General features: G+C 70.8%; 12 protein-coding genes. 9 read left to right on the top strand and 3 right to left on the bottom strand.

All coding sequences use genetic code 11. From position 1 onward, the window contains the following. Window positions 1-6 precede the first annotated feature (6 nt). Window positions 7-1,674, bottom strand: coding sequence for a serine/threonine-protein kinase (locus ACWGO0_RS21205; RefSeq protein WP_453536997.1), 1,668 nt, complete (start codon window positions 1,672-1,674; stop codon window positions 7-9). 133 nt (window positions 1,675-1,807) lie between these two features. Here ACWGO0_RS21205 and ACWGO0_RS21200 point away from each other — a divergent pair, with 133 nt between their 5' ends. The 3 genes from ACWGO0_RS21200 (at window position 1,808) to ACWGO0_RS21190 (ending at window position 4,669) form a co-directional block, all read left to right on the top strand. Continuing rightward, complete coding sequence (locus ACWGO0_RS21200; protein WP_453536994.1) at window positions 1,808-2,458, top strand: TetR/AcrR family transcriptional regulator; 651 nt, start codon at window positions 1,808-1,810, stop codon at window positions 2,456-2,458. A 153-nt stretch (window positions 2,459-2,611) separates the two neighbouring features. Next, window positions 2,612-3,769, top strand: coding sequence for an agmatine deiminase family protein (locus tag ACWGO0_RS21195; RefSeq protein WP_453536992.1), 1,158 nt, complete (start codon window positions 2,612-2,614; stop codon window positions 3,767-3,769). Window positions 3,770-3,802: 33 nt separating this feature from the next. Continuing rightward, window positions 3,803-4,669: a DUF4436 family protein gene (locus tag ACWGO0_RS21190; RefSeq protein WP_453537048.1), complete on the top strand. Its 867-nt coding sequence runs from the start codon at window positions 3,803-3,805 to the stop codon at window positions 4,667-4,669. A gap of 1 nt (window position 4,670) precedes the next feature. Here the strand turns inward: ACWGO0_RS21190 and ACWGO0_RS21185 are convergent, their stop codons facing one another. Next, entirely contained in the window at window positions 4,671-5,228 is a 558-nt protein-coding gene (locus ACWGO0_RS21185; RefSeq protein WP_453536989.1) for a GlcG/HbpS family heme-binding protein, read from the bottom strand. A gap of 182 nt (window positions 5,229-5,410) precedes the next feature. Between ACWGO0_RS21185 and ACWGO0_RS21180 the strand changes: the two genes are divergently transcribed. The 3 genes from ACWGO0_RS21180 (at window position 5,411) to ACWGO0_RS21170 (ending at window position 9,243) form a co-directional block, all read left to right on the top strand. Next, window positions 5,411-6,256 carry an inositol monophosphatase family protein gene (locus tag ACWGO0_RS21180; protein WP_453536986.1) on the top strand — a complete coding sequence of 282 codons (846 nt, stop codon included), beginning with the start codon at window positions 5,411-5,413 and terminating at the stop codon, window positions 6,254-6,256. A 226-nt stretch (window positions 6,257-6,482) separates the two neighbouring features. Beyond that, on the top strand, window positions 6,483-6,686 hold the full coding sequence (locus ACWGO0_RS21175) for a cold-shock protein (RefSeq protein ID WP_382725616.1): 204 nt from the start codon (window positions 6,483-6,485) through the stop codon (window positions 6,684-6,686). A 175-nt stretch (window positions 6,687-6,861) separates the two neighbouring features. After that, entirely contained in the window at window positions 6,862-9,243 is a 2,382-nt protein-coding gene (locus tag ACWGO0_RS21170; protein ID WP_453536983.1) for a discoidin domain-containing protein, read from the top strand. A gap of 49 nt (window positions 9,244-9,292) precedes the next feature. On the opposite strand, the gene ACWGO0_RS21165 is transcribed toward ACWGO0_RS21170, so the two are convergent. Beyond that, the gene (locus ACWGO0_RS21165) at window positions 9,293-11,350 is read right to left on the bottom strand and encodes a phosphocholine-specific phospholipase C (RefSeq protein WP_453536980.1); all 2,058 of its coding nucleotides are present in this window, start codon (window positions 11,348-11,350) and stop codon (window positions 9,293-9,295) included. 330 nt (window positions 11,351-11,680) lie between these two features. On the opposite strand from ACWGO0_RS21165, the gene ACWGO0_RS21160 reads away from it, so the two are divergent. The 3 genes from ACWGO0_RS21160 to ACWGO0_RS21150 all read left to right on the top strand — a co-directional run bounded on the left by ACWGO0_RS21160 (window position 11,681) and on the right by ACWGO0_RS21150 (window position 16,166). Then, window positions 11,681-13,126 (top strand): MFS transporter, encoded by a 1,446-nt coding sequence (locus ACWGO0_RS21160; RefSeq protein WP_453536977.1) that lies wholly within the window; start codon window positions 11,681-11,683, stop codon window positions 13,124-13,126. Window positions 13,127-13,560: 434 nt separating this feature from the next. Next, window positions 13,561-14,676, top strand: coding sequence for a glycosyltransferase (locus ACWGO0_RS21155; protein WP_453537046.1), 1,116 nt, complete (start codon window positions 13,561-13,563; stop codon window positions 14,674-14,676). Continuing rightward, window positions 14,673-16,166 (top strand): exopolysaccharide biosynthesis polyprenyl glycosylphosphotransferase, encoded by a 1,494-nt coding sequence (locus tag ACWGO0_RS21150; protein ID WP_453536974.1) that lies wholly within the window; start codon window positions 14,673-14,675, stop codon window positions 16,164-16,166. Before ACWGO0_RS21155 ends, ACWGO0_RS21150 begins: the two co-directional genes overlap by 4 nt.

Here is a 16,166-nt window from a genome sequence, read left to right as displayed (position 1 = left end):
AGCGCGTCAATCGCCCCTGGTGTAGTGGCTCAGGACGACCGTGACGGGTCCGTCCTCCGCCTCGGCCTCAACGAGCCGGACGATCACGATCTCCTTCTGATCGGGGCTCCGGACGCAGAACGGGCGTTCGTCGACGAGATCGTCGAAGAGCAGTTCCGTCACCGGCTCCGTCTCGATTCCCCGCTCGCAGTCCGCCGGGCTCAGGACGTATCCGGCCGCGACGAAGGCGTCGCTGTCCTCCGGCGGCACGAACGTGTCCCCGCTCCACGCCAGGTACCAGGACGCGGTCTCGGCGGGGACCACCTTCCCTGCCCGGAGGTCGAATTCGTAGCTCGGATCGGGGGCGGTCAGTTCGGCGTCCGCGTAACCCGGCGTGTGCCCCGCGGGCGGCGGCGCCGATGAGGCTGAGGCCGACGGTGTCTGCGCCGCGGGCGCCGACGGCGTCTCCACCGAGGAGGCGGACGAGCCGGGCCGCCGCTCCGCGCCCGGGACTCCCCCGCCGGGCTTCCCGGGAAGCCCCGTGACGTACAGAGCGGAGCCCGCCGACACGAGCGCGACGGCGACGGCCGCCCCCGCCAGCACACCCCGGCGCCGACGCCGCCGGCGAGGACGCGGCGGTGGATCCGCAGGTCCGTCCTGGACCACGCCGTCTGCGCGGGCGAGCCGGGGGCTCACCACGTCTGCCAGGAGCGTCGACTGGGCATGAGTGGGCGTCGGCCCGGCGTGGGTGGGGGCCGCATGCGAGGGGACGGGCGCCGGCTGCTCGCCGCCATCTCCGATCTCCCTGCGTACGCCGGCGGGGAGCCAGCCGTGGGTGAATTCGAGTGAGGACGCGACGAGTGGGTGCGCGCGCACGGCCGCGATGATGTCGCCCGGCGCCGGCCGGGCCTCGGGCTGTTTGGAGAGGCAGCCCCACAGCAGCTCGTGCAGTTCGTGCGGCACCCGCGAGAGGTCGGGCGGCTCGTGCACCACCCGGTACAGCGTGGTCGGCTCGGGTCCGGTCCCGAAGGGCAGTGCGCCACCGGCCACGTACGCGGCGAGTGCGCCGAGCGCGAAGACGTCGGCGGCGGGGGTCACGGGCAGGCCCATGGCCTGTTCGGGTGCCATGTACGCGGCGGTGCCGATGCGCAGGCCGGTACCGGTGAGTCCGGTGGCGTCGGCCGCCCGGGCGATGCCGAAGTCGATGACGCGCGGGCCGTCCTCCGCGATCAGTACGTTGGCCGGCTTGAGGTCCCGGTGGACGACTCCGGCCCGATGAATGGCCTGCAAGGCCTCCGCGATACCGGCGACGAGCAGCAGCACCGTGCGGGACGGAAGCGGACCGTGGCGCTGGACCACCTGCGCGAGGGAGGGGCCGGGAACGTAGGCGGTGGCGAGCCACGGGACCGGGTCGTCGACTCCGGAGTCGACGACCTGCGCCGTGAACAGCCCATGGATACGTCGGGCGCTGGCGACCTCGTCGGCGAACCGCTGACGGAATCCGGGGTCCGTCGCGAAGTCCTCCCGCACCGCCTTGAGCGCGATGGGCCGCCCGCCCAGCGTGTACGCGAGATACACCACACCCATGCCTCCGGCGCCCAGGCGTGCGTGGAGGCGGTAGCCCCCTATCTCGTACGGGTCATGGGCTGACAGCGCCGTGCGGACAGGCTTCGCGCCCGGGGGCTGAGTGGACATGCGCTGGCTCTTTTCGGCGGTGCGGAACTGCGGCGGTGTGGAGACGATCGTGCACTTGACTAAAGTTTCAGTCAATGTGAGACAGAAAGCGACTGGCGCCGCCGGACGGCACCCACGAGGAGAAGGACCCAAGGTGAGCGACCGCAGAACGGACATTCTCGAAGCAGCGGCCAGAGTCATCGCACGCCGCGGCGTGCGAGGGCTGCGGGTGGAGGAGCTGGCAGCGGAGGCGGGCGTCTCCAAGGCCCTGATCTACTACCACTTCGAGGACCGGGCCGGCCTGCTCCGGCGGACACTGGCCCACGTCAACAGCCGCGCCGAGCGCTACACCGCCGAGCAGCCGGGCGACGCCCTCCCCGACAGTCCGCTCGGCGAGCTGGAGCAGGCGCTGCTGCTGGAGCTCCAGGACACCCCGCACGTCCGGGAGAACAGCACCGCGTGGGGCGAGCTGCGCGCGAGCGCCGTCTTCGATCCCGAGCTGCGGGGCGAACTGACCCTCGCGAGCGTGATCTGGGTCCGCGAGGTGGCCGACCAGCTGGGCAGGGTCCAGCCGACGGCACCGGAATCCGCGCTCGTCGCCTCGGCGGAACGGCTGACCGCGCTGCTCGAAGGCCTCAGCACCCGATGGCTCGGCGACATCCTGCCCCTGGAGGACGCGCGCGCCAGGATGCGCGAGGGGATCGAGGCCGAGGTGTCACACCTCGGCCGGCGGGCCCGGCGCCGGGCCCGGCCTTCGGTCCGCCCGTCGGCACGGCCCTTGGCGCCGAGCACCGGACAGGGGTGACTTGACTGAATTTTCAGTCAGTGTCAGAGTGCTGCCACGTGCAGTCAGTCCGGACGGCCGCTCACACCGGCGCTGCCCACTCCAGCGCCACTGACCACCGCGCCGTGTTCGCCGCCCCCGGATAGCCTTGAAAATCCACGATCGGAGCACCTCGTGTCCCACTTTCCCCCCACCCGCCGCACAGCCCTGCGAACCCTCGCCGGACTCGGCGCGCTGGCGTTCGGCGCCGCGGCCTGCGGCCCTGGCGACTCCTCGTACTCCGGGACCTCCGGCACAGGCTCGGACCTCGAAGCCGAGGGAAAGCTGCGGTTCGGCGCGGAGTGGGACAGCCACGCACGCACCTTCATGTCGTGGCCCGCCCTGGATTCGGTCTGGGGGGAGGACCTTCCGTACGTCCGCGAGGACATCGCCCGCATCGCCCGCGCCGTCGCCGACTACGAGTACGTCGTCATGATGGCCAGGCCGGACCAGCAGAAGGCCGCCCAGCGGGCCTGCGGCTCGCAGGTCGAGGTCATCCCGCTCGCGGTCGACGACCTGTGGGCCCGCGACACCGTCCCGGTGTTCGTCGAGGAGAACGGCGAGGTCATCGGCGTCGACTTCAACTTCAACGGCTGGGGCAACAAGCAGGAGCACACGAACGACGCCCGCGTCGGCCGCACCCTCCTGTCCACGTACAAGATCCCGCGCGTCGAGGCGCCCCTCGTCGCCGAGGGCGGCTCCTTCGAGACGGACGGCGAGGGCACGCTGCTGCTCACCGAGAGCTCGATCGTCAACGAGAACCGCAACCCGGGTCTGAGCAGGGACGACATCGAGGCCGACCTCAAGGAGACCCTGGGGGTCGAGAAGGTGGTGTGGCTGAAGGGTGTACGCGGCCAGGACATCACCGACGCCCACGTGGACAGCCTCGTCCGGTTCACCGCTCCCGGCGTGGTTCTGCTGGACCAGTCGTTCCCCGGTACGCCCCCGGACTCCTGGTCGCGCGCGGCGGACCAGGCCAGGGCGGTACTGGAGAAGGCGACCGACGCACGTGGCCGGCGTTTCGAAGTGATCGAGCTGCCGCAGCCCGACCTCGACAGGATCACGGGCGAGGGCGACGACTTCGTGTCGACGTACGCCAACTTCTACGTGGCCAACGACTCGGTGTTCATGCCGCGGTTCGGTGACCGCAAGGCCGACGACAGGGCCCGCGGGATTCTGCAGGAGCACTTCCCGAAGCGCGACATCGTGCCGGTCGTGATCGACACCATCGCCTCCGGCGGCGGTGGCATCCACTGCGCCACGCACGACCAGCCCGGCGAGCCGGTCGACTGACCCCTCCCACCGCACGGAAGGGCTGTGGCCACGATGAGACGCTTCTCACCGGCCCGCGGCAGGCTTGTCGCCGCGGGAGCCGTTCTCCTCGCCGTGGCCGCGGCCGTCGTCGCCGGGGTGTGGCTCCAGTTCGAGGAACGCCAGGCCCTGAGCGTCCGTCACAGCACGGGCAGCTCGGCCCCCGACAGGGTGGACGTCGTGGCTTCGGTGCAGCGCGTCGATGCGGCGGGCAGGGAGCTGGTCCTGCGCGTGCTGGTCACACCTCGTGGCCGTCTGGCGGAGGCGGGCGGTGTTTCGCCCACCGCGGACCTGACCCTGCAGACGTCCCCCTCCGTCCGGGGAGACCTCACGTTCCGCGCGCACAGCCGCATCACGTCCGTGGACGTGCCCGTGACGCTGACCGGCGGTTCGGTCACGGACTACCCGTTCGACGCCTACGACACGACGCTGGAGTTCGGCGCACTGCAGGGCGGCGAGCCGGTGCCCGTCCGTATGACCCTGTCCAACAGCGACGCGCTCTTCGTCGCCGACGTGGATGCCTCCACGATCGGTGGCGCGGCGGTGTTCGAAGCCGGACTGGAGCGCTCGGGCAGCGCCCTGGCCTTCGCCGTCTTCATGATGGCGGCGATGTGGGCGCTGGCCGTCTCCGTGATCATCGGAAGCTGGTTCCTCGTCACCCGGCGCAAGGGCCTGACGTGGCCGGCTCTCAGCTGGATGGCCGCCACCCTGTTCGCTCTGGCCGCCTTCCGCAACACCGCGCCCGGCGCTCCGCCCATCGGCTCCCTGGTCGACTACGTCGCCTTCTTCTGGGCGGAGGGGACCATCGCGCTCTGCGTCGTCGTCGTGGTCGTCACGGGCATCCGGGCGGAGGAACGCCGTTCCGTGCCGACCGATGCGTGAGTTACTTCGCGAGGGCGGCGACGCCCGCGCGGGCGAACTTCTCGTCGAGGTCGCCGCTGGGGGCGCCGGCCACGCCGATGCCCGCGACCGGGGCACCCTTGACCTGCACCGGGGCGCCGCCGCCGAGGAACAGTGTGCCGGGGATGTCCTTCAGGTTCGGGGCCTGCTCCAGGCGCTTGACCAGCTCGGACGTCGGGGCGTTCCAGGAGACGGCGGTGTACGCCTTCTTCACGGCCGACTCCGGGGACTGCGGGCCCGCGCCGTCGCCGCGCAGCGTCACGATGGTGTTGCCGTTGCGGTCGACGACGGCCACGGAGACACGCTGGTTCTCCTTCTCCGCGGCGTCCAGCGTCGCCTGCGCCGCCTCCGTGGCGGCCTCGATCGTCAGCTGGCTCGTCCGCATGACGTTCTTGTTGGCCGCGTCGGCCTTGACGGCCGCGGCGGGGGCGGCGGCCGGGGTGGCAGCGTTGGCGGAAACGGCGCCGAACGTACCGGCACCGAGGGCGGCGGCAGCGACGGTACCGGTCAGGACACGGGTACGCAGCGACATCTTCTTCATGGTGGCTCCTCGGAGTGAGTCGATTCGGAGCGAGTCGTTCGGCTGTCCCGCTCTGTTCTCCATCCTGGGTCCGTGTCCCGCCCGCCCCCGTCGGCCTACAAGCTCCCCTCCGCTCCCCCGGCGGACGACTCGGGGGTCGGCCGATCGGTTGATGCGGCCTCGCCGTCGGTATCCTGCGCGGCGTGATCAACTCATACGCGGGCCAGGACGATGCCGAGGTTGCGATAGCGGCGGCGCGTGCCGGCGCGGACGTGGTGCGGGGGATGTACGGACAGCGCCTCACCCGCATCGACAAGGGTGCCGGGGACTTCGCCACCGACGCCGATATCGAGGCCGAGAAGGCGATCCTCGGGTCCATCCGTGCCGCCAGGCCCGATGACGCGGTGCTCGGCGAGGAGAGCGGGCAGCAGGGTGCCACCGGGGCGCCGCGCCAGTGGCTGGTGGACCCCTTGTGCGGCACCCTGAACTACGCGGTCGGCAGCATGCTGGTCGCCGTCAACGTGGCGTTGCGCGACGGGGCGGCAGCCGTGGCCGACCCGTTCGGCGGCGAAGTGTTCTTCACCGACGGCGAGACCGCCCGGGTCCGCCACAACGCGGCCGACAGGACCGGCGGGGATGAAGGCGCCGACGCGCTGCTCGTACCCACGTCGGCGACCCGCCTGGTGGACGTCAACCTGGACCCGCCGTTCCCGGGCGCTCCCGGCTTCCGTGCCGTGGATCTGCTGGCCCACCCCGGCTTCGTCGAGCGGTTCCGGCCGCGCGTCGTGTCCACGACGCTGGCGCTGGCCTGGGTCGCGGCAGGCAGACGCGCCGCGTACGTCACCGATGGCGGCGACCTGTCCGGGAGCGTGCACTTCGCCGCCGGAATCGCTCTGTGCCGGGCCGCCGGCTGTGTGGTCACGGGGATCGACGGAGCCCCGGTCGGGCCGGCGGGCCGCGGACTGGTCGTGGCCGCCGACGCCGAAACCCACGGGCTGCTGATGTCGATGATCGGTGCGCCGACGGCTTCCTTTGGGCCTGGCAGGTGACTGCCGTGAAACAGCCGGGGCGTCGGTCACCGTGAGGGCCGGGAAGGCTGTGTAGCGTCGGCCCCAGCTGTCGTGGTTCAGAAGGTGCGGTTGCCCGTGAACGCGAGTTCGCGGGCGTTCTGCTGTTCAGCGCGCTGTGAGCTGAGAACCGAGAACCAAGGCGATCACCTCTCAGGTGCCCGTACGGTGCGGGCGCCGATTTCTGTGTCTGCTTGGAGGACAAAAAATGGCCAGTGGAACCGTGAAGTGGTTCAACGCGGAAAAGGGCTTCGGTTTCATCGAGCAGGACGGCGGTGGCCCTGACGTGTTCGCTCACTACTCCAACATCGCCGCCCAGGGCTTCCGCGAGCTCCAGGAAGGCCAGAAGGTGAACTTCGACGTCGTCCAGGGCCAGAAGGGCCCGCAGGCGGAGAACATCACCCCCGCCTGACCCCCTGCGATCCGGGCGGGCTCCGCGTTTCGGACCGCGGGGCCTGCCCGGCCGTGCAAACCCTCCGTGGTCCCCGGGGTCTGTCGGTCCTCTTGCCTCATCGGTGCGTTGAGTGGTGTAGTCCACTGCTGACAGGAACGACTCCCACCTCATGGCGTCCCCAGGAGGACCACGCATGAGCAAGAGCTCACCTTTTCCGCGCCCCTCCCGGCGGAGCGTCGTCACGGCGCTGGCCGCCACCGCGCTCCCCCTCGGCCCCACAGCTCTCTCCGCGTACGCCGCCGACGCCGGCCCGGACCGGGACGCCGCCGCGCAGGACGTCAACCCGCGGCCGGTCGTCGCTCCCGCTCTGCAGGAGTGGTCCGGAGGCACCGGCGCATTCCGGCTCACCGAGTCCTCACGGGTCGTGGTCGCTCCGAACGATGCCCAGCAACTGCTGCCGCTCGCCCGACAGTTGACGCAGGACCTCGCCGACGTCACCGGCGTCCGGCCGGCGGCGGCCCGGGTCTCCGTAAGCGCCGGGGACGGGGACGTCGTACTGCGGCTCGATCCCGGCGCCCGGCACGACAGGGGTGGCGAGCGGTACCGGCAGGAGGGGTACGCGTTCGAGGCCGGCGAGGACGGCGTGACCATCACCGCGCCCGCGTACAGCGGTGTGTACTACGGGACACGGTCACTGCTCCAGATCCTGCTCCGTGACGAGCAGCGCCGCACCGTCCCGGCCGGAACCGCGCAGGACTGGCCCGACTACGCGCTGCGCGGTTTCATGCTGGACGTCGGCCGGCGCTTCTTCACTCCCGGCTTCATCCGCGACTACCTCCGGGTGATGGGCTGGTTCAAGCTCAACGACCTCCAACTCCACCTGAACGACAACGAGATACACCCGCCCGGCGGCGACTGGAGCAAGGCGTACGACGCCTTCAGACTGCGCAGCGACAACCCCGCTTTCGAGGGTCTCGCCGCGCCCGACGGCTCCTACTCCCGTGCCGACTGGGACTCGTTCGAGGAGACCGCGGCCCTGCACGCCGTACAGCTCACCCCGGAGATCGACGCCCCGGCCCACGCCCGCTCCTTCGTGCGTCTGCGCCCCGACATCGGCCTGGGCGGTGCGAACAGTGACCATCTCGACCTGGGCAACCCGGACACGATGACCTTCATGAAGGAGGTCTTCGACGAGTTCACTCCATGGTTCCGCAGCCCCGAAGTGCATTACGGCGCCGACGAGTACACCGGTCCCGAGTCGCACTACCGCGCGTACTTCAACGGGATGGCCGCCCATCTGCGGTCCCTGGGCAAGCACCCGCGGGCGTGGGGCAGCCTCACCGAGATGACCTCGGACTCGAGCACCTACGACCGGGACGTCACCATCCACAGCTGGAACAACGGCTGGTACGGGCCGAAGGCGGCGACGGCCGACGGCTACGAGATCGTCAACACCAATGACTCCCTCCTCTATATCGTTCCGTTCGCCACCTATTACCACCCGCTCGGTCTCGACGGCCGCTATCTCTATGACACTTGGGCTCCGCACGTCTTCCCGGGCCAGGAGAGCCTGACGCCCGGTCACCCGCAGCTGCGCGGGGCCATGTCGGCCGTCTGGAACGACCTGGTGCACGCCACGTACACCCAGCAGGACGCCCACGGCCTGGTGGAGAAGACCTTCGGCATCCTCGGCCAGAAGATGTGGAGCGGGGCCGCTGCGGGCCTGCCGTACACCGCCTTCGCCGCTCAGCTGCGGCGTGGTGCGCTCGGTCCCGGTCTGACCACCGTCACCCCGACGCTCGCCGAACCCGAGCAGCTGTCCTTCAAGGCCGCCGCGACCGCTTCGTCGGGGGCGCACGCCGGGTACGCCACCGACGGCAGCCCGGTCACCCGCTGGACCAGCGGGGCGGAGCAGGGCGGGCCCTGGCTGCGGGTCGACCTGGGGCAGGTGCGTGACGTCCAGCGGGTGCGGCTCGACTGGGGCCCCGAGTACGGGCGTTCGTACGACATCGAGGTCTCGGACGACGGCGGCACCTGGCGTACGGCGGCGAGCCGCCGGGACCGGGACCGGCCCGGCTGGGACGAGCTGTCCTTCGAGGCCACCAGGGCACGCTTCGTCCGGGTGCGCGGGCGCGAGACGGGCAGGGTCCGCTGGACGCTCTGGTCGGTGCAGGTGTTCGACATTCCCGATCTGGCGCGCGGGCGGGCGACCACCGCTTCGTCGCAGGAGACCGCGACGCTCATCGCGGCGAACGCGACCGACGGGGACGCGGGCACGCGGTGGGCCTCGGCGTACACCGACAGCGAGTGGATCGCCGTCGACCTCGGTGCGCCGCAGCCGGTGCGCCGTATCGTCCTCGACTGGGAGGCGGCGGCGGGCCGCGACTACGACCTCCAGGTCTCGGACGACGGTACGCGGTGGCGCACCGTCGCCGAGCGGCGCGGCAGGACCACGGCGGGCGTCGACACGGTGGAGCTTCCCGAGCCCGTCACCGCCCGCCATGTGCGGATGCAGGGCATCGACCGGCAGACGACGTACGGCTATTCGCTGTACCGCTTCGAGGTCCGCGGCTGAGGCGGAAGGCGTTCCTGCCCGGGGGCCTTCCCCCGGGCAGGAACGTCGGTCAGCCGGTGATGATCGCCGGGTCGCTGACGCCCGGGGCGCCCGTCTCGACGTGTCCGGCGAACCGTCGCCGGAAGGTGGTGTTCTGGTCGGAGACGACGGTCAGGTCGTACCAGCGCGCGCTCGCCCGCAGGTCGACCGTGTGCGTCACCGTCGCACCCTTGGCGACCTTGAAGGTCTGCGAGGCGCCGCCGTAGGCGTTGCTCAGGGTGAGGTTGACGTCCGTGGTGCCCGGGTTCTTCATCGTGAGCACCACCGTGCCGGCGACGTTGTCGTGGCGGGCGGTCACTTCGGGGCCCGCGGTCGTGCCGGGTCCGCGGAAGGTGCGCAGGAAGCCGTTGGGGCCGTACACCCAGAGGTCGTACACGCCCTTCGAGTAGCTCGTGTTCCAGGTGTCGGAGAGTGTCTTGCCGCCCTCCGCGGTGTAGGTCCACGGTCCGTCGGTGCGGTTCGGGGACGTGACGTGGAAGCAGGCCCCGGCCTGCGCTCCGGCACCGAAGGACAGTGTGAACCGGCCCGTCGCGGGGGTCGCCGCACCGTCTGTCACCAGGGTGTACGGCAGCGGCCTCGCGGGGCGTGAGCCCGGTTCCTGGACGGGCAGGGCTCCGACGGCGGGCGGCTTGGGTACGTAGCTGGGGTGCCGGTTGCCGTCCGGCGGGCGGTAGCCGTCGGTGCCGGGCAGCGAGGCGGGGGTCGTGTCCTGGAGGCCGAAGTCGAAGACCGAGGTGAGGTCGCCGCAGACGGCGCGCCGCCACGGCGAGATGTTCGGTTCGCTCACCCCGAAGCGTCGCTCCATGAACCGGATGATCGACGTGTGGTCGAAGACCTGCGAATTCACGTAACCGCCCGTGCTCCAGGGCGAGACGGCGATCATCGGGACGCGCTGTCCGAGGCCGTAGACACCGGCGGCGTAACCGGCGTTGCCGCCGAAGACGTCGAGCGAGGTGCTCACGGTGGAGAGGCCCTGGGCGGCGGAGGACGGCGGGTACGGCGGGATGAGGTGGTCGAAGTAGCCGTCGTTCTCGTCGTAGGTGATGAAGAGTGCGGTCCTGCTCCACACCTCGGGGTTGGAGGTCAGTGCGTCCAGGACCTGGGAGATGTACCAGGCGCCGTAGTTGGCGGGCCAGTTCGGGTGCTCGCTGAAGGCTTCCGGGGCGGCGATCCAGGAGATCTGCGGCAGGGTCCCGGCGCCGACGTCGGCCCGCAGGCCGTCGAAGAGGCCGTCGCCCTTCGATACGTCCGTGCCGGTGCGGGCCTTGTCGAACAGCGGGTTGCCGGGCTGGGCGTTGCGGTACTGGTTGAAGTACAGCAGCGAGTTGTCGCCGTAGTTGCCGCGGTAGGCGTCGTTGATCCAGCCCCAGGATCCGGCCGCGTCCAGACCGTTGCCGATGTCCTGGTACACCTTCCAGGAGATCCCGGCCTGCTCCAGGCGCTCGGGGTACGTCGTCCAGCCGTACCCGGCCTCCTCGTTGCCGAGAACCGGGCCGCCGCTCCTGCCGTCGTTGCCCGTGTGGCCCGTCAGCATGTAGTAGCGGTTGGGGTCCGTGGCTCCGATGAAGGAGCAGTGGTACGCGTCGCAGACGGTGAACGCGTCGGCGAGCGCGTAGTGGAACGGGATGTCCTCGCGGGTGAGATACGCCATGGCGCCCGCGGACTTGGCGGGTATCCACTGGTCGTACTTGCCGTTGTTGAAGGCACGGTGGCCGCCGGCCCAGTCGTGGTTGAGTCCGGCGATGAACTGCATCCCGAGGTCGTCGGCGTCCGGGTGGTAGGGCAGGACCACCTTGTTGCCGTCCGGCTGATGCCACACCGGTTTCCCGCTCGGGAGGTTCGTGGGACGCGGGTCACCGAATCCGCGTACCCCCTTCATCGAGCCGAAGTAGTGGTCGAAGGACCGGTTCTCCTGCATCAGCACGACGATGTGCTCGACGTCCTCCAGAGTCCCGGCCACGCGCCGGGCGGGGATCGAGGCGGCGCGGGCGATGCTGTCCTGCAGGGCCGTGAGGCCCGCGGTGGCGCCGGCTATCTGCAGGAAGCGGCGGCGGTTGAGTTCAGGCATGCGGGTGAGGACCTCTTCGGAGTCGGGGGCTGAGCCTTCTGTGGCGGTTCCAAGGGCAGCGGGCTGAAGGGGCGTCCGGGCGTCGCCCGGGCCACGAGGTGCCGTATGGGGCAAGAACGGCAGACGTCGAACACCTCATGACGGCCCGTCAGCCTAGGGGGTCGCCCGGTTCCGGTGTCCGCGTGCGCCGAAGAATCCATGGAACCGGCCGGGAAGTCCATGCCCGGCGCATCCTTCGATCACTTGCCAGATATACCGGGTGGGGGTATACATGTCCCAGCAGTCACCCATACCCCCCTGGGGTATACAACCGACAGAGGGAGTAGGGACATGTCAACCGTCGACCCCCGGCGCTGGTGGGCACTCGCCGTGCTGGCCACCGCACAGTTCATGGTCATCATGGACACCTCGATCATCGGGGTGGCCCTCCCCGAGATGCAGCGCGACCTGGGCTTCTCCCAGGGCGATCTGCAGTGGGTGTTCAACGCGTACGTCATCGCCTTCGGCGGTCTGCTGCTCCTCGGCGGACGGCTCTCCGACCTGCTCGGCGCCCGCAAGGTGTTCGCGGGAGGCTGGCTGATCCTCATCGCCGGATCGGTCGTCGCCGCGGCAGCGGGCGACGCCAGCACCGAGATCGTCGGCCGCGCCGTCCAGGGCGTCGGCGGCGCCCTCATCGCGCCCGCATCGATGACCCTGCTGATGATGCTCTTCGGCCACAGCCCGAAGGAGCTCGGCAAGGCCCTCGCGTTCTACGGGGCCGCGGCCCCCGCCGGCGGTACGGCCGGTGTATTCCTCGGTGGCGTCTTCACCGAATGGGCCAGCTGGCCCTGGGTGTTCATCATCTACGTCCCCATCGGCATCGCCACCCTCCTCGCCACCGGCCTCCTGCCCGCCGTAGCAGGCAGGCACGGCGGAGTCGACGTCCTCGGCGCGATCGCCGTCACCGCGGGACTCGCTCTCGCCGTCTTCGCCCTGGTGCGCGCCCCCGAAACCGGCTGGGGCAGCACGGGGACCGTGCTCCAGCTCCTGGGCGCCGCAGTGCTGCTGGCACTCTTCCTGGTGATCCAGCGCTCGGCCCGCAACCCGCTCATGCCCCTGAGCATCTGGCGGACTCCCGGCCTCGGCGCGGCCAACGTGGCCATGGCGCTGCTCGGTGCCGCGTGGATCCCGATGTGGTACTTCCTCAACCTCTACCTTCAGCAGGTGCTCGGATACGGGGCGTTCGCCAGTGGAGCGGCACTGCTCCCCATGACCGTCCTCCTCATGATCTTCATGACGGCGATCACGGCGCGGCTGCTCGGCCGCTTCGGCGCCAAGCCGCTGATCGCGGGCGGACTCCTCGTACTCGCCGCGGGCCTGCTGTGGCTGTCGGCCGTCGAGCCGACCGGCACCTTCCTGATCGACGTCCTGCCCGCCTCGCTGGTCGCCGCCCTCGGGATGTCCCTCGCCTACATTCCGGCCATGATGGCCGCCATGTCCGGCGCCCCGCAGGAACAGGCCGGCCTGGCATCAGGCATCGTCAACACGACGTACCAGGTGGGTTCGGCTCTCGGACTCGCCGCACTCACCGCACTGGTCACCTCCCGGGGCGCGGGCAGCCTCGGCGACCTGCCGGCCCTCACCGAGGGCTTCTCCTCGGCCTTCACGGGAGCCGCGGCGATCGCTCTCGCCGGTGCGCTGCTCACCCTGGTGCTGATGCGGGGCGGCGGGCGGTCCGCTCCGGACGCGGAACAGGACTCCTCTTCGAACACTCGTAGCGAATCGGTCACGTCTTAGCTCTCCCGTTCGCCGCACATATTTCCGGCCCGCACCGATTCAGGTGCGGGCCGGTTATGTGTTTTCGCATAGTCCAGAGCCATTCGAATGGAAGAAGAGGGGGAATTCCTGTTCGTCGCGCATGTGATCGAATATATGTAATGCCCTGTCAGCCGTGTTCACAGGGCCCGAAAACCCTCCTGACAGAGGGTCAGAACAGCCTGCCAAACGGGCGTGCTCCACTTGGCCCCATGAGCGAGTCTGGCGTGTTTTCTGGTCAACTGTCTGTCAAAGTGCACTTCTGCTTTACCCACTTGATCGGTCCTATATATCCCTGCCGTCGGCGCCTGTTCGGGGCCCGTCCTTCGGGGGGGCACGTAAGAAGAGAGCCATGCGTGCGGCAAAAGAGCTTTTCTGAAGAAAGACAATTGACGGTCCTCCATCTGGTCCAGCCGGTGGAGGGTGGTGTCGCGCGCGTCGTCACAGACCTCGTCAGGGCGCAGGCAGACGCGGGACTGCGGCCCGTGGTGGCCTGTCCGCCCCAGGGACCGCTGGCGGCGGGGGCCGCGGCGGCCGGTGCCGAAGTCCTCGCCTGGCCCGCCGTGCGTGACCCCGGCCCCGGGCTGGCCTCGGAGGTAGCCACCGCACGCAGGCTCGTCCGGCGGTGCGGTCCCCAGATCGTCCACGCGCACAGCGCGAAGGCGGGCCTCGCGGGCCGGCTCGCTGTCCGGGGCCGTATCCCCACGGTGTTCCAGCCGCACGCCTGGTCCTTCGAGGCCGTCGAAGGCCGGACCGCACAACTAGCCGTCACCTGGGAGCGGTTCGGGGCCCGGTGGAGCGACCACATCCTGTGCGTCAGCGAGTCCGAGCGCCGTACGGGCCAGGATGCGGGCATCGCCGCCCGGTGGTCGGTGATCCACAACGGCATCGATCTCGGGCACTTCCGCCCCGGCGGCCCGGTCGAGCGTGCCGCGGCCCGTGCCGCGCTCCCCCTGCCCGGCGGCATCGACAACGAGGCTCCGTTGGTCGTGTGCGTCGGCAGGCTCAGCAGACAGAAGGGCCAGGACGTGCTGCTGCGCGCCTGGCAGCGGCTGCGCGTCAAGGGCGCCCGGCTGGTTCTGGTCGGCGACGGACCGAACGAGCGGCAACTGCGCGCCACGGCCCCCGCCGATGTCGTGTTCACGGGCGCGAGTCAGGACGTCCGCCCCTGGATCCACGCCGCGGACGTCCTCGTGCTCCCCTCCCGCTGGGAAGGAATGGCGCTGGCCCCGCTCGAAGCCATGGCCTGCGGCAGGCCGGTCGTGATGTCCGACGTGAACGGAGCCAGGGAGAGCCTGCCCCCCGGCCACGAGGCCCACTGCCTCGTACCCCCCGAGAACCCGGCGGCCCTCGCAGCCGCGCTCACCACCCTCCTGACCGATCCGGCGCTGAGGGACGAGCTGGGCCGTACCGCCCGGACCCACACGCGATCCGTCTTCGACGTCCGGAAAACCGCAGGAGCCGTCCACCGCATCTACCAGGAACTTGTCGGCTTGTCCCGGCCCACGACGAGAGAGCGCACCGAGCGATGACTACGGAGAGAGCCCCCGCACCCCGCGCTGCCCAGGCAACGGCCGAACCCCCCACGGCCTCCACGATCCATCCCCCACGGCGGGGCTCCGGGCACCGGCCTGCCCGGCGCACCGGACGCCGGTTCGGCGGATACGGGCCCGCATGGCGCCTGTTCGCCGCCGACGGGCTGGCCCTGGGGCTCACCCTTGCCGTGCTGCCCGCGACCCCCTGGCCACCGGCCGTGCTCGCGGTCCAGGTGGCACTGCAACTCGTGCTGCACGCCCACCGGGGGCTGTACCGGCCGGGGCTCTCCGCGTCCTCCCTGGCCGAACTGCCCGCGCTGCTCGGTCTCGGCCTGGTCCAGTGGTTCGTGGTCACGGAGATCCTCACCGCGTACGACCCGCGGCACGCGATCAGCTGGTCGGCTCTGGGCCTCGCGGTGCTCACCCAGACCCTGCTGTGCTGCGCCGCCCGCACCGTGGCCCACCGGTCGCGGCTCCGCGCGGCGGCCCGCAATCCCCGGTCGGCCCTGGTCCTGGGGCACGGGCCGATCGCCCACGAGGTCACGGCCGCTCTGCACGGGCACCCCGAGTACGGGCTGCGGCCGGTCGGCCGGGTCGATACCGCCCCGGCGGCCGACGCCCCCGCGGCGCCCCCCGCCGGGGCCGCTCCCCTGCCCGTCCTGGTCACCCTGGAGGACGTCGGGCGCGCGGTCATCCAGAACAGCGTGCGCGACGCCGTCTTCACCATCGCCCCCGGAGCCACCCGCGACGGCGAGGCGCTCTTCGCGCTCCTGGCCCAGCACGGCTGCCGGATGTGGCTGATCAACGGCCCGGCGGCCGGCGCCTTCACCCCGCACCGGTCCGCCGCACGCCCCGACCACCTGTGGGGATTCGCCGCCCACGCCCTGCACAACGGAGGCGGCAGGCCCCTCTCGTACGCCGCCAAGCGGGCCATGGACGCCCTGCTGGCAGCGATCGCCCTCCTCGCGGCGGCGCCGCTGCTGGCGGTCTGCGCCCTGGCCGTACGGATCTCCGACGGACCGGGTGTGATGTTCCGTCAGGAACGTATCGGACGGCACGAAAAGCCCTTCGTCCTGCTGAAGTTCCGCACGATCAGGCCCGCCGACGCACATGAGTCCGCCACCCGGTGGAACGTCTCCGCCGACCGGAACATGAGCCGCGTCGGCCGACTGCTGCGCCGCACCTCGCTCGACGAGCTTCCACAGCTGTGGAACGTACTGCGCGGAGACATGAGCCTGGTCGGACCGCGCCCCGAACGCCCGTACTTCGTGGACCAGTTCAGCCGTCTGCACGCCGGCTACGGGGCCCGCCACCGCATGCCCGTCGGCATCACGGGGCTCGCCCAGGTGCACGGGCTGCGCGGAGACACGTCCATCGAGGACAGGGCCCGCTTCGACAACCGCTACATCGAGACCTGGTCGCTCTGGCAGGACGTCTGCGTCCTGGCCCGCACGGCCGGTTCCCTGTTCCGGCCGGGAGGCAGCTGA

The sequence above is a fragment of the Streptomyces sp. NPDC055749 genome, from assembly GCF_053617235.1.
Note: the sequence above shows the minus strand (reverse complement) of the source record. Positions and strands in the feature narration are given on the sequence as shown.

Coding starts and splice junctions, on each gene's coding strand:
- ACWGO0_RS21205 (WP_453536997.1), bottom strand. CDS start 1,674: ATGTCCACTCAGCCCCCGGGCGCGAAGCCTGTCCGCACGGCGCTGTCA.
- ACWGO0_RS21165 (WP_453536980.1), bottom strand. CDS start 11,350: ATGCCTGAACTCAACCGCCGCCGCTTCCTGCAGATAGCCGGCGCCACC.
- ACWGO0_RS21190 (WP_453537048.1), top strand. CDS start 3,803: ATGAGACGCTTCTCACCGGCCCGCGGCAGGCTTGTCGCCGCGGGAGCC.
- ACWGO0_RS21175 (WP_382725616.1), top strand. CDS start 6,483: ATGGCCAGTGGAACCGTGAAGTGGTTCAACGCGGAAAAGGGCTTCGGT.
- ACWGO0_RS21160 (WP_453536977.1), top strand. CDS start 11,681: ATGTCAACCGTCGACCCCCGGCGCTGGTGGGCACTCGCCGTGCTGGCC.
- ACWGO0_RS21150 (WP_453536974.1), top strand. CDS start 14,673: ATGACTACGGAGAGAGCCCCCGCACCCCGCGCTGCCCAGGCAACGGCC.
- ACWGO0_RS21170 (WP_453536983.1), top strand. CDS start 6,862: ATGAGCAAGAGCTCACCTTTTCCGCGCCCCTCCCGGCGGAGCGTCGTC.
- ACWGO0_RS21185 (WP_453536989.1), bottom strand. CDS start 5,228: ATGAAGAAGATGTCGCTGCGTACCCGTGTCCTGACCGGTACCGTCGCT.